Below are 13489 nucleotides of genomic sequence, written 5' to 3' on the forward strand. Positions count from 1 at the left end.
GCCCACAGGCGTGAGCCTGTGGGCTGAACCTATTTCTCGCCGTCGTTTTTAGCCTCTGGGGACTTCTTTTTGATAATAGTTTTGGGTAGATTACTGCTGGGCTTGGTATCAACCTTTTTGGATACTGGCGGTACCGTGGGTTGATTTTTTCTAGATTCCTGCAGCGCCGTAGCTTTATCCTTTTTAGATGCTTTGAGAAATCTAGGTGCGGTTTCTTGGGGTGGCGCTAATAGGGCCACAAAACCGAAGACATTACGCCCAGGCAGAAATTTGGCTTTCAATGAGACAAATACCGCATGTCCTTGGTCTTCTTTTTCAGCTTTGGGATTAAATCGGAAAGGTCTAACCGGTGAGTCCTTCCAGAATAAGGGTAGATGGCTAGCCTTCATAAATTTGACTTTTTTACTGGCCTCCGCTTGTTTAATATATTCAAGTCTTTCGCGAGTAAAATTGCGGAAAACAGAAATACAGGGGGTTTGACAGACGGGGATAAATTGCCATAGTCCTGAGAATTTAAACTCGTTGTCTTCTAGCTCCGCTGAAACTGTCTGTTTTTCTCGCCCTCTGTCAAAGCCAACTAGCTGAAAAGTGACGCTATGGGGTTGATCTCTACGGGGAAAATGAATGACTTTAGGATAAACAACCAACCTAAAAGTACGGTTCCCAGTAGTTTCTATTTCTTTAATCAGAGCGTCAAATACTTTGCGTTTTTGGGGAATGTAAAAAAGTGGGTAATCAAAATTACCAATAGTAACAGTGTTTTTACCATCTTCATTCAGGTTGACATCTCCAACAATTACCCCAATAGCTTGAAAGATTGCTTCAGGTTCTTCAATCTCTACCTGATTTTCAGTATCGATACTTACTTCTTCAGCTTCAGGTGCGGGTTGTTGAGTTTCAGCCTCATTAATTCCATTGGGGGTAGGTTCATTAGATGACATAATTGTTAGTTTTTTTGTACAAGCAATAATTTTTTTGAGATACTATAGGCGGCATGTGACAGGCTGATAAAATCCCATAAGTACACACTAAAGAATATGAAGTCCAGGTGACTAGACTACCCTGAGTCAGGAGTTAGGGTTATGGGAGTTTCTCGCCTAGACAAAAACTAGCTCATGCTCACACCAACTCACTACTATTAAGCTAATGACTTCTCTGTGTCAAGGTTATATAGCATTTCCCATGGTCGTGAGGTACAAATTTTTTTAGTTTGAGGGAACAGGGAACACACCGAACAGGGAATAGGGAATTGGTGTGTACTTCATGAGCCTGAAAAAGGCTTTAGCTAATTTAGTTACCTAATAAACTATGATAAATAACTATTTTCGCAATCATATCAGGACAATGGCTAGCTATGTCCCCAGCGAACAACCCCAACCCGGCCTAGAGATAATTAAACTTAATAGTAACGAAAATCCTTATCCTCCTTCACCGGTGGTGCTAGACCTGCTGAAGAATATTAACGGGGAATGGTTACGACGTTATCCAGAACCTTTAGGCGGAGAGTTCCGGCGAGCCGCAAGCAAGGTTTTGGGTGTTCCCCATGATTGGATTATTGTCGGTAATGGTAGTGATGAGGTTTTGAACCTAGTAGTTAGAACCTGCGCTGAACCCGGGAGAAAGGTAGTTTACCCTATACCAACTTATGTACTATATGTGACCTTAGTACAAATACAGGGGGCAGAAATTATTGAGATTCCCTATGGAGAAGATGACAGATTCCCCCTGGAAGAACTAATTACCGCTGATGGAAATGTGACGTTCATCGCATCCCCTAATAGTCCCTCGGGGTGTATTGTCCCCATGAAAGACCTGAGAAAGCTAGCAAGCCGATTATCTGGGGTTTTGGTCATTGATGAAGCATATGTAGATTTTGCACAGGAGAATGCACTGGCTTTGGTGAAGGAATATGATAACGTAATTGTGGTTCGCACACTTTCTAAGGGTTACTCCTTAGCAGGGTTACGTCTAGGCTTCGGGGTGGCAAATCCTGGCTTACTCGATGGGTTGTTTAAGGTGAAGGATAGCTATAACATTGATGCGATCGCCTGCGCATTGGGAGCCGCAGCTATGACAGATCAAGCTTATAAAAATGCTTGTGTAGCCAAGGTGAAAGCATCACGGACTAAACTAGCCGCGGACTTAAAACAATTAGGTTTTCAGGTTGGGGATTCCCAGACTAACTTTTTATTCGTACAACCCCCCCAAGAAAATGCTCAATTCCTCTATCAACGGCTCAAAGAACGACAGATTTTAGTACGCTACTTCCCACACCCAGGACTGGATCATAAGTTACGCATTACCGTGGGTACAGACCAACAAAATCAAGTTTTAGTAGAGGCGCTCCGTCAAATTTGTTCCTAGTTAGGTTTTATTACATACTACAAACTGTGAAAATAGTCAATCACAGCCTGGGCGATCGCTTCATTACCATCTTTAGCTAAACCTTGAGATTGCTGGGGTTGCTGGGGTTCTTGACGCAAAAAATCCCAATTACCGCTAAAAAATTCCTGGGAAGTGATAATTTGATGGTGATGATAATTCACAATCCCTGCTAACAGAAAATTAGCTTCCGCGAAGTCATCCCGGGGAATGGTCACCAGAGGTATATCAAGTTTTGTCGCTTCCGCAAAAGTGCCATAACCAGGTTTAGAAACCACACGCCCACAAATAGGACTAAAATCTACTGGGCGGTATTTGGAACCGCTAACCTTTCTGACATTAGGTAAGTCTGGGGCAGATTGATCATAGATCACAAATTGCCAATCTGGAAAATTTCCTAAATTTTCGTAAGGTATTTTTTCTAACCCCAAACCGCCGAAGGTGACTAATATCGTTTTTGATTTGGGCGCAGTAATTCCCCAAGTAGCGCGCAGTTCTTCGGCAGAGTAACGAGGGTAACCACCAGTTAAGCCCACATCAGTAATATTACTAAAAGATGACATCGGCTCGTGAAAAGGCAAACGAAACAAGCGATCGCATTGAGAGTAACATTCACTAATCCAATCCGCAATGGTGATAAATTCACCCCCCCAATGTCGGTAAATCAAGTCCCAACCAAAATTACTCATCATCCAACAGGGAATATTTGCGGCTTTAGCAAATAAAGGAGCTAAAAAAGGAATATCTGCTAAAATTAAATTCACCCGGTTTTGGCGGATAAAATTGACTTCTGAGGCAATTAAGGAATTTTGACGCTGTTGAATATCCCGCAACTGTGCTAAAGTCGCCGGTTTATCCATTGTCAAACTGTCTCCCTGGACTACACCCAAATCAAAAGCCCGGGGACGATGAATAAAATCCCCCTCTATATAGGACTCTAGCAACCACCGGGGGGCGGTGGTGACCAGAATCAATAAAACTTCTGGACATAATTTTTGAATTGTTGATACCACTGAAGCCGTGCGAGTAGCATGACCGAAACCGTGGTTAGTAATTGCTACATATAAAATTGGCCGCATAATTGATAATTCGTAACGACTAATTTAAATTGGGGAAGAGGGACATAAATACAATGCTACCTTTTCCCCACTTCCTCTTACTTAAAGGCTAAACCTTTGTAAAGCCTCTATTAATTGGTCAATTTCTGCTTCTAGGGTCAAATAATGGACAGTGGCGCGGATACAGTCAGGATCAGCAATTGTTCTAGTTAATATTCTTTGTGACTCTAGGAATTGTACTAACTGCAAATGTACCCCCGATTTTTCCTCAGACAGTTGAAAGGAAACTATCCCGCTTTGGGGTGGAGATGTGCGTAAACACCGGATATTGGCTAGGTCTGTTAATCTTCTCCACAGGTATTCACTATGATCACAGATTTGCTCATAACGTTGTTGTGGGGTTCCCCATTGCTGATGAATGGCGATCGCCCCTGTCAAACCAGCATATAATGATGTTGCCGATGTCGATACTTCATATCTTCGCCCATCCGGTTGCCAACTTACCCTTTGACCCTGACTATCTACCACAATGCCACGTAAGCCGATAAATGTGGGTTGTAAATTGTCTCTAACTTCGGGACGGACATATAAACCACCCACACCCCCAGGACCACATAACCATTTATGACCCGTGAAGGCGTAAAAGTCCGCCCCCAATGCGGTTAAATTTAAAGGTAATAAGCCAACAGACTGAGCAGCATCTACCAACACCAAGGAATTATTAGCTCTGCATACTTCTATAATTTTGTCAAGGGGTAAAACTTGTCCTGTATTCCAGAAAACATGACTAAGAACTACTAAGCGGGTATTGGGGCGTAAGTGTTGAGCAACCACCGTTACAGGGTCGCCTGTGTTTAAAGTTACTTTGAGGGGACAGATAGTAACTTCCACAGCAAACCTACGGGCGATTTCCTGGGAAATAGCAATTACTCCTGGGTGTTCACAGTCCGAGAGTAGCATATGGTCACCCCCACGCCAATCAATACCCCACATGGCAATATTACAGCCAACGGTAACATCTTCTGTGAGGGTAATAGTTTCTGGTGGTGCTTGCAACTCACAAGCCAAAGCTTCCCTAAGACTTTGCTTTGCTTGTGCAACTAGGGCGTAAGCTTGATTACCAAAAGGTCCCGCTTGTTGGGTATCAGCTTCAGCTTGAGTAATGGCATCCATTGCCCCTTGAGGCATTGGCCCCTGTCCACCATAATTAAAATAAATCTTATTTCCCAAAGCGGGAAATTGTGCGCGATGTTGATGTAATTGAGTTTCTGTAGCCAAAATATTTGTCATAAATAGCAATTTTGCTCACAAACCAGTTTACTCTCCGGCTCATGACCAGATTTTTGAAATTCTTGTTAACTTAAAGGAATGTTAATCAATGCTGAACAATTACTGCAATATCAACGCTGCAAACGCCGACCTGTCCTAGATGCTCAGGGCGATAGACCCCAGCGGGATGCTGCTAATGAGTTGCTACTCAAGTTACAACAAGACAAGGCCGCCCATCGTACCAGTATTTTGGCAGAGTTGGGCGATTATTACAAACCAGATTATCCACGAGGAGACTGGGAAGCAGCTCAAGCAGCGACTTTAGAATTAATGCAGCGTGGGGTTGAGTACATTTATCGCGGTGTACTCTTAGCTGAGTACTATGATTTGGTAGCTCCTACTCCTGAAGATGTTTCACTTTCCCCAGAATATACAAAATACACTTTTCTTAGTCGTCCTGATTTACTGGTAAAACAGTCGGGACAATCTCGGTTTGGGGATTGGATGTATGTACCCGTAAATATTGAATTGGGTAAGCGTCCTAAGCAAGAATATCAAGTTGTGGCAGCGTTTCACGCCCAAGTATTGGCTAAGGTACAGGGTATCATACCCGAAAACGCTTGGCTACTGTTGCGGACAAAAAACAGAGATTATGCAGTGGATTTAGATAAATGGATTCCACAAATGCAAAGCATTTTACTAGAGTTTCTCCACGACTTACAGTTACCCTCACCACCAGAAGTATTTATTTCCCGCCAAAAGTGCAATCTTTGCCACTGGTATAATGACTGTTATCAGGTCGCTCAATCACAGCAACACCTTTCTCTGTTACCAGGGGTAACACCCCTGCGCTACGACCAACTTCAGGCTTTATCTATCACTACCCTAGAATCTCTAGCTCATACTACCCCTGAGACTTTAGAAAACCTTCCTGGTTTTGATGGCGCAGTTGCAGCCAAACTTATATTACAAGCCCAATCTGTACTCCACAGACAACCTTTGATGTTACCCCATGGGTTACCAAAAGAAGATATTCTATTTACCGCTCCTGTAGAGCTTTATTTTGATATTGAAGCCCAGCCAGATTTGGATTTAGATTATTTGTTGGGAATTTTGGTGGTTGACCAGCAAGCCAAGACGGAAAAATTCTATTCCTTTATCGCCGAAAAACCAGAAGAAGAAGAATTAATTTGGCAGCAATTTTTAGATTTGGTTTGGCAATATCCCCAAGCACCAATTTATCATTTTTGCGTCTATGAAGTTGATACTGTCAAACGCCTAGGGAAACTCTACCAAACTCCTAACTCCCTAGTCTATCCTGTTTTGAATCGGTTTGTTGATGTCTATGAACAGTTAACTAAAACCGTCGCTTTACCCGTAGAAAGCTATGCACTTAAAGCGATCGCCCGTTGGTTGGGCTTTGAGTGGCGGGAAAAAGAAGCTAGTGGTGCTAAGTGTATTTATTGGTATGACCAATGGTTAGAAACAGGCGATCGCACTTTACTCGAAGTGATTCAAAGTTATAACGAGGATGATTGTCGAGCTACCCGTAATGTTAAGGATTGGCTAGTTACCTTTTTTCAAAATCATACCCATCCCCCACTTCCTTAATTTTACCCATTGAGCTAAACTGCTGCACTTCAATCACCCATATTCTGCAAAATTTCCTCAATAGTCCCTTTCAGTTCTGGCAAATTTTTCTCAACAACTCCCCAAATAAGATTTAAATTTACCTTTAAGTAATCGTGAATTAGTACATCTCGAAAACCTGCTATCTGTTGCCATTGTATCTTTGGGTAAGATATTCTGAGTTCAGCAGATAATCTTTTTGTAGCTTCGCCAATAATTTCAAAATTGCGAATCACAGCATCTTGAATCATGGGTGTTTGCATGAAAGCTTCCCGTCCTTCAGATGTATAAGATTCAATTCGCTCAATACATTCCTTGATATTGCTTAAGTATAGGCGGTTATCCCTCACAAAAAAACTGCTTCCTCCAAAACTCTTTCCCGGATCACCTCGTGTAAGTTGTCTGGTTCAGTGATATCTACCTTACGTCCGAGCAATTCCTCCAAGGATTGCATCAAAGCAATTTGGTCTAATAAAGTTCGTTGTGGTTCAATTTCCATCAGAAAATCTATATCACTATCTACTCTTGCTTCACCTCTGGCTATAGAACCAAAAACACGTACATTATATCCTCCATACTCAGCAGCAATCCTCAAGATTTCTTCACGATGAGCCGTGAGTATCTCATCAATTCCCATAAACCCACTCCTGAAATCAATAGGTATTTTGCCAAAAACATTTTCTTTTTGTAAATATACTCTCTTCAGCCTCTTGAGTTAACTGGCATAATTAATTACAAGTTCAACATTCCACCGCCTATATATTCTATCAAAACCTAGCGGGAGGGTGAGAACCCCCATAATCAAAATAATATGCAGCTAATTAAAAAACTTTTATCATTCCCTGGAATCATTGCCATTAGTCTGACAATCATCTTGGTCACCCCACTGCTGAATAATTCACAATTATACGCAGCCGAAATTAGTCAGATAGAATTTATTGGTGAAGCAATTTTACCTCATAATTCCACCCTGAAAAACAACGCAATTGGCGGATTATCTGGAATTACTTACGACCCCAACAAAGATGTTTATTATGCTATCTCCGATGACCGGGGACAAAAAGCCCCCGCTCGATTTTATACCCTGAAGATAGACTTGAGTAAAGGTAAACTGCAAAATGGCGATGTTGTTCCCCTGGGTGTGACCACACTTTTAAATCAAGATAATCAACCCTTTCCTCCCGGTGAAACAGATACAGAAGGTATTGCTGTAACTAATCGGGACACTGTATTTATTTCTTCCGAGGGGGATGGGAGACAATTAATTAATCCATTTATTCAAGAGTTCGCCCTGGACTCGGGTAAATTGCTGACAACATTACCCATACCAAATAAGTTTTTACCAGACAAAAACGGTCAGCAAGGTATCCGCAATAACTTAGCCTTTGAAAGCCTCACCATCACACCTAACCATCAGTATTTATTCACCGCCACAGAAAATGCTCTGATTCAAGATGGCCCAGCTACTAAACCTAATGTTGGTACTTCTTCGCGGATTTTACAGTATAATCTCTTCACTAATCTACCAGAAAAGGAATTTTTATACCCAACTGAACCAGTAGGACAAATGCTCAATGTTACTGGTAGGTTTAGTAGTGGATTACCGGATTTACTAGCATTAGATAACCGCGGACATTTCCTGAGTATAGAACGCTCTTTTACTGGGTTGTTATTTGCTGTTTCTCTATTTGAGGTTTCCCTAGAAGGTGCTGATGATATTCAGAATATTAACAGCCTTTTAGCAGTGGACTCACAGAAAATTAAACCCGCAGAGAAAAAATTGCTCTTAGATTTGACAAGTCTAGATGTAGTTTTAGATAATATCGAAGGTTTAACTTTTGGACCGGATCTACCTGATGGATATCGTTCATTGATTTTGATCAGTGATAACAATTTTAATTCATTCCAGCGCAACCAATTTCTGGCTTTTAAAGTTAAGATTGAGTCACCGCTGATGAGACTATTGCGCCGGTTAATCAGGCGGTAACAACCCCGGCTAACTAGAAGCGCCAAACCAGCCAGAAAAAAAATCTGATTTTTTTGCAAAAAACACTTGACAATTATCTAAATAAGAGGTAACTTAAGAAAGTTGGAAATCAAGGGACTGTAGTTCAACTGGTTAGAGCACCGCCCTGTCACGGCGGAAGTTGCGGGTTCGAGCCCCGTCAGTCCCGTTTGGGTTACGAGCAATAATTTATAAATCCCCTGCAGCATAATATATGTATTTGGGGATGTTTGTCTATGGTGCTGAGTCCTAAAACTGAGGATTTCAGTCTAGATATAAGCTACATTGATGATGCTTTGTGAAAGAGAGAATTAATTGTGACTGTTAGAGTCCGGATTGCGCCGAGTCCCACGGGGAATTTACATATTGGTACAGCCAGAACCGCTGTGTTTAATTGGCTATTTGCTCGCCACCATGGTGGGAGGTTTATTTTACGAGTTGAAGACACAGACCTAGAGCGATCGCGTCCCGAATATACCGAAAATATTCTGGCTGGTTTTCGCTGGTTGGGGTTAAACTGGGATGAAGGGCCATTTTTCCAATCCCAACGCCTGGATATGTATAAAGAGGCGGTGGAAAAACTTCTAGAACAAGGATTAGCCTATCGTTGCTACACCACCTCAGAAGAACTAGAAGCACTACGAGAAGCCCAAAAAGCCACAAACCAAGCTCCCCGCTACGACAACCGTCACCGCAATCTGACACCAGAACAAGAAGCAGCCTTTAAAGCCCAAGGGCGCAGCTGTGTGATTCGGTTCAAAATTGCTGATGAGCGAGAAATTGTCTGGAATGATCTAGTTAGGGGAACAATGACATGGCGAGGTAGTGACCTTGGTGGTGATATGGTCATCGCCCGCGCTTCAGAAACAGGTATTGGTCAACCACTGTACAACTTTGTGGTTGTAGTTGATGACATAGATATGCAAATTAGTCATGTTATCCGCGGAGAAGACCACATAGCCAACACCGCCAAACAAATTTTGTTATATGAAGCTTTAGGAGGTAAAATTCCCGAATTTGCTCATACACCCCTGATATTAAATATGGAAGGGCGCAAACTTTCCAAACGGGATGGAGTGACTTCTATTTCTGACTTTCAGAAAATGGGCTTCACCTCTGAAGCTTTAGTCAATTACATGACCTTACTGGGGTGGTCGCCACCGGAATCAACAGAGGAAATCTTTACCTTAGAAACCGCGGCTCAACACTTTAGCTTTGAGCGGGTGAACAAAGCTGGAGCCAAATTTGACTGGGCAAAGTTGGATTGGTTAAATAGTCAGTATCTCCATCATATGCCCCTGGAGCAACTCACAGATTTAATCATCCCCTTTTGGGAAGATGCTAAATTTACCTTTGAGGGAGGACGAGAACGCCCCTGGTTAGAGCAGTTAGTCACTTTAATCAGCCAGAGTTTAACTCGTCTGACAGATGCGGTGGAAATGAGTAGACCCTTTTTCACTCAAACAGTAGAATTTACCTCAGAAGCTAGGGAGCAACTACAAAAAGAAGGTTCAGAGGTTGCTATTCAGGGAATTATCGCAGCTTTGGAAAATCACCCCCATCTGTCAGAAGCAACCGCCCAAGAAATCATTAAACAAGTGGTAAAAGAGCAAAAACTTAAGAAAGGCTTAGTTATGCGATCGCTCAGAGCGGCCTTAACTGGAGATGTTCATGGACCTGATCTAATTCAATCTTGGTTACTGCTCAATCAGATTAGTTTAGACAAACCCCGTTTACAGCAAGCCATGTCCGCCGCCAATTAGGCGCTTTCAGAACAGGGGACAAGAAGACCGGGAGAAATTTTTGATAATTTTCCCTGCTTTTCCCAGTCCCCAGCAGTAAATTTCTCTCATTTTGGGAACTTGCTGTGTAAAATTAGTGTCCACCAAAACCTAATCTTTAATGTCGAAAATAGTGATCAACCAAGGGATAAGATTATTCTTGATCATATTTGTACTGGGCACCACATCTGTAATTCAAGACATAGCCAATGCCCAGGAAACACCACCGATATTTGGGGACATCACTATCAACCGAGAATTTTCTCCAGATCCAGTGAAAGTACGGGGGATGAGTGGGGGTTCACTACCAGCAAGACAAATTGCGGGGCGGTCTCAAACAGCCACTGGTGCCTGTACCGGATTTTTCCACCTCACCCCCGGACATACATTAGAGTTAAAAACTGGATTCGACTATTTGAAATTATTAATACAAAGTCCTCAAGACACCACCATGATTGTCAAAGGACCTGGCGGAACTTGGTGTAATGACGACTTTGATCGCGAAAATCCCGGCATAGTGGGGGAGTGGTTACCCGGAATATACCAAATTTGGGTGGGTTCATACCAAAAAGACAAGTATTTCCCTTATACATTACACATCACCCAAGTTAAGTAAAGACAAGGTGAATACCTACTGGGGAGAGGGGGGAATTCTTTGTTTCAACACATCCACAACTATTGTTTCAAAGCCTCACCGACTTTGAAACAATTTTTTCAGAAATGTTGAAATCCTTGCCATGACAGGGATATAGGGGTTATGGGCATTTTAATTTTCTTTTCGTCGCCTTAGTTTTTCACGCTTGATGCAAAGTTGTATTAAAATTAAGTTAACTTTAATTAAGATACTTTTTGATATCGCCGTTAGTCCCCTATGGCTACAGCGATTTATGATCAAAGATCAAATTAAACAAAATGGCATACCTAACCTAGTCACAGATGATGGCATCATCAGTTTCTACGGAAGGTTAATTGTATTGGCATCTAGAGGCAAATTAAAATGAAATTCTCCTGGCGAGTCGCGGTACTCTGGACATTGCCGGCTTTAGTGATTGGCTTTTTTCTCTGGCAAGGCGCTTTTGCTGGCAATACCGCTGAAATGGGTAAAAATGCAGCTAATACCCGTATGACCTATGGCCGCTTCCTGGAATACCTAGACGCTAACCGTGTTAATAGTGTCGATTTGTATGAAGGTGGCAGAACAGCAATAGTGGAAGCCAGCGATCAAGATATCGAAAATCGCGTGCAACGGTGGCGGGTGGATCTGCCAATTAATTCTCCTGAGTTAATTACCAAACTCAAAGAGAAAAACATCAGTTTTGATGCTCACCCCATGCGCAATGATGGCGCTATCTGGGGACTGTTGGGGAATCTGGTTTTTCCCATCCTCTTAATTACAGGATTGTTCTTTTTGTTCCGTCGCTCTAGCAATATGCCCGGTGGTCCTGGTCAAGCGATGAACTTTGCTAAATCTAAGGCTCGGTTTCAAATGGAAGCCAAAACAGGGGTGAAATTTGACGACGTAGCAGGTATTGAAGAAGCTAAAGAAGAACTGCAAGAAGTCGTTACTTTCCTGAAACAGCCAGAACGGTTTACCGCTGTGGGCGCACGCATTCCTAAAGGGGTGTTGTTAGTCGGTCCGCCCGGAACTGGTAAAACCTTACTCGCCAAGGCGATCGCCGGGGAAGCTGGTGTACCTTTCTTCAGTATTTCCGGTTCAGAATTTGTAGAAATGTTTGTCGGTGTGGGTGCATCCCGTGTCCGCGATTTATTCAAAAAAGCTAAAGACAACGCTCCCTGTATCATCTTTATTGATGAAATTGACGCAGTAGGAAGACAACGGGGTGCTGGTATTGGTGGCGGTAATGACGAAAGAGAGCAAACCTTAAACCAATTGCTCACGGAGATGGATGGCTTTGAAGGTAACACCGGTATTATTATTATTGCCGCTACCAACCGTCCCGATGTCCTAGACTCAGCATTATTGCGCCCCGGTCGCTTTGACCGCCAAGTTACTGTAGACGCACCGGATATTAAAGGGCGTTTGGAAGTCTTACAAGTCCACTCCCGCAATAAGAAACTTGACCCTACTGTATCTTTAGAAGTCATCGCTCGGCGCACTCCTGGTTTCACAGGTGCGGATTTAGCCAATTTACTCAACGAAGCCGCCATCCTCACCGCCAGAAGACGCAAAGAAGCCATCACCCTCAGTGAAATTGATGATGCAGTAGACCGGGTAGTGGCTGGTATGGAGGGTACTCCTTTAGTAGATAGCAAGAGCAAACGCTTGATTGCTTACCATGAGGTAGGACACGCTTTAGTAGGGACATTGTTAAAAGAACATGACCCCGTACAAAAGGTTACCCTTATCCCCCGCGGACAAGCACAGGGTTTAACTTGGTTTACCCCCAATGAAGAACAAGGTTTAATTTCTCGTTCTCAACTCAAAGCTAGAATTACCGGTGCGTTGGGTGGTCGTGCTGCTGAAGAAGTGGTATTTGGCTCTGCGGAAGTCACAACTGGCGCAGGTGGCGACTTACAGCAGTTATCCGGAATGGCTCGCCAAATGGTGACCCGGTTCGGAATGTCTGACCTAGGTCCGCTGTCTTTGGAAAGCCAACAGGGAGAAGTATTCCTAGGTCGTGATTGGACAACCCGCTCTGATTATTCAGAATCTATCGCCGCTCGCATTGACTCTCAAGTCCGCAAAATCGCCGAAGATTGCTACGAAAACGCCAAGAAAATTATCCGCGACCACCGCACAGCTTGCGATCGCCTAGTAGATTTACTCATCGAAAAAGAAACCATTGACGGCGAAGAATTCCGCCAAATCGTCGCTGAGTACACTGAAGTACCCGAAAAAGCTCAGTATGTACCACAGCTGTAAAGCTTATAATTGAATTTGACAGCAATGGGGATGGTTAAGACCGTCCCTATTTTTTTTACTCAGATCCCGGACTTTAACTAAACTCCCGTAATTCTCCATGACAGAATTTACCAACTACATCGAAGACCTACAAACCAACATCAAACGCGGTGGAGAACGTAGTCATTACCCCAGCTTAAAAAGACTGATTGAAAGTTTAATGATGGGAATTTACGCCACAATTGAAGAAAAAGGTAATCAACAAGGTATTCCCGACTTCACCATCAGAAAAAATGACCGCATCCTAGGATATATAGAAGCTAAAGATATTAATATTGATTTAGCTAAAACCCAAAAAACCGAACAACTCAAACGCTATTTAGAATCAAACATTGGTTATAACCTGATTTTAACTAATTACCTAGAATTTCGTTGGTATGTAGATGGAGAATGTCAGCAAACTGCTCAATTAGCTAATTTAGAGCAAGGGGAAATCATCCTA

The 13489-nt window shown here is 42.8% G+C and carries 11 protein-coding genes, 1 tRNA gene and 1 pseudogene; 8 read left to right on the top strand and 5 right to left on the bottom strand.

The features are described 5' to 3' along the window. Positions 1-29: 29 nt before the first annotated feature. The gene (locus PN457_RS00125; RefSeq protein WP_271730492.1) at positions 30-941 is read right to left on the bottom strand and encodes a hypothetical protein; all 912 of its coding nucleotides are present in this window, start codon (positions 939-941) and stop codon (positions 30-32) included. A 370-nt stretch (positions 942-1311) separates the two neighbouring features. Between PN457_RS00125 and hisC the strand changes: the two genes are divergently transcribed. Next, a complete protein-coding gene (gene hisC / locus PN457_RS00130; protein WP_271730509.1) occupies positions 1312-2364 on the top strand; it encodes a histidinol-phosphate transaminase in 1053 nt (350 codons plus the stop codon). 17 nt (positions 2365-2381) lie between these two features. Here hisC and PN457_RS00135 read toward each other — a convergent pair whose 3' ends face one another. Together PN457_RS00135 and PN457_RS00140 are read right to left on the bottom strand one after the other, a co-directional pair. Then, a complete protein-coding gene (locus PN457_RS00135; protein WP_271730511.1) occupies positions 2382-3464 on the bottom strand; it encodes a glycosyl transferase in 1083 nt (360 codons plus the stop codon). 78 nt (positions 3465-3542) lie between these two features. Continuing rightward, positions 3543-4730 (bottom strand): aminotransferase class V-fold PLP-dependent enzyme, encoded by a 1188-nt coding sequence (locus PN457_RS00140; protein ID WP_271730495.1) that lies wholly within the window; start codon positions 4728-4730, stop codon positions 3543-3545. Between the two features lie 78 nt (positions 4731-4808). Here PN457_RS00140 and PN457_RS00145 point away from each other — a divergent pair, with 78 nt between their 5' ends. Beyond that, entirely contained in the window at positions 4809-6320 is a 1512-nt protein-coding gene (locus PN457_RS00145; RefSeq protein ID WP_271730497.1) for a TM0106 family RecB-like putative nuclease, read from the top strand. 29 nt (positions 6321-6349) lie between these two features. Here PN457_RS00145 and PN457_RS00150 read toward each other — a convergent pair whose 3' ends face one another. Both PN457_RS00150 and PN457_RS00155 read right to left on the bottom strand, forming a co-directional pair. Continuing rightward, the gene (locus PN457_RS00150) at positions 6350-6688 is read right to left on the bottom strand and encodes a HepT-like ribonuclease domain-containing protein (RefSeq protein WP_271730499.1); all 339 of its coding nucleotides are present in this window, start codon (positions 6686-6688) and stop codon (positions 6350-6352) included. After that, a complete protein-coding gene (locus PN457_RS00155; RefSeq protein WP_200988190.1) occupies positions 6685-6975 on the bottom strand; it encodes a nucleotidyltransferase family protein in 291 nt (96 codons plus the stop codon). The genes PN457_RS00150 and PN457_RS00155 overlap by 4 nt, the downstream gene beginning before the upstream one ends. Positions 6976-7149: 174 nt before the next feature. Between PN457_RS00155 and PN457_RS00160 the strand changes: the two genes are divergently transcribed. From PN457_RS00160 to PN457_RS00185, 6 genes and pseudogenes are all read left to right on the top strand, one after another. Beyond that, the gene (locus PN457_RS00160) at positions 7150-8325 is read left to right on the top strand and encodes an esterase-like activity of phytase family protein (RefSeq protein WP_271730503.1); all 1176 of its coding nucleotides are present in this window, start codon (positions 7150-7152) and stop codon (positions 8323-8325) included. 113 nt (positions 8326-8438) lie between these two features. After that, a tRNA-Asp gene (locus tag PN457_RS00165) sits at positions 8439-8512 on the top strand. Positions 8513-8660: 148 nt separating this feature from the next. Next, positions 8661-10106: a glutamate--tRNA ligase gene (gene gltX, locus PN457_RS00170; protein WP_271730504.1), complete on the top strand. Its 1446-nt coding sequence runs from the start codon at positions 8661-8663 to the stop codon at positions 10104-10106. A 139-nt stretch (positions 10107-10245) separates the two neighbouring features. Then, a complete protein-coding gene (locus PN457_RS00175) occupies positions 10246-10740 on the top strand; it encodes a hypothetical protein (protein ID WP_271730506.1) in 495 nt (164 codons plus the stop codon). A gap of 381 nt (positions 10741-11121) precedes the next feature. Next, positions 11122-13008, top strand: coding sequence for an ATP-dependent zinc metalloprotease FtsH2 (gene ftsH2 / locus PN457_RS00180; RefSeq protein ID WP_271730508.1), 1887 nt, complete (start codon positions 11122-11124; stop codon positions 13006-13008). A 97-nt stretch (positions 13009-13105) separates the two neighbouring features. Continuing rightward, positions 13106-13489, top strand: a pseudogene (locus PN457_RS00185) (type ISP restriction/modification enzyme); the annotation flags it as partial.

It is taken from the genome of Anabaenopsis arnoldii, assembly GCF_028331025.1.
Lineage (GTDB): Bacteria > Cyanobacteriota > Cyanobacteriia > Cyanobacteriales > Nostocaceae > Anabaenopsis > Anabaenopsis arnoldii.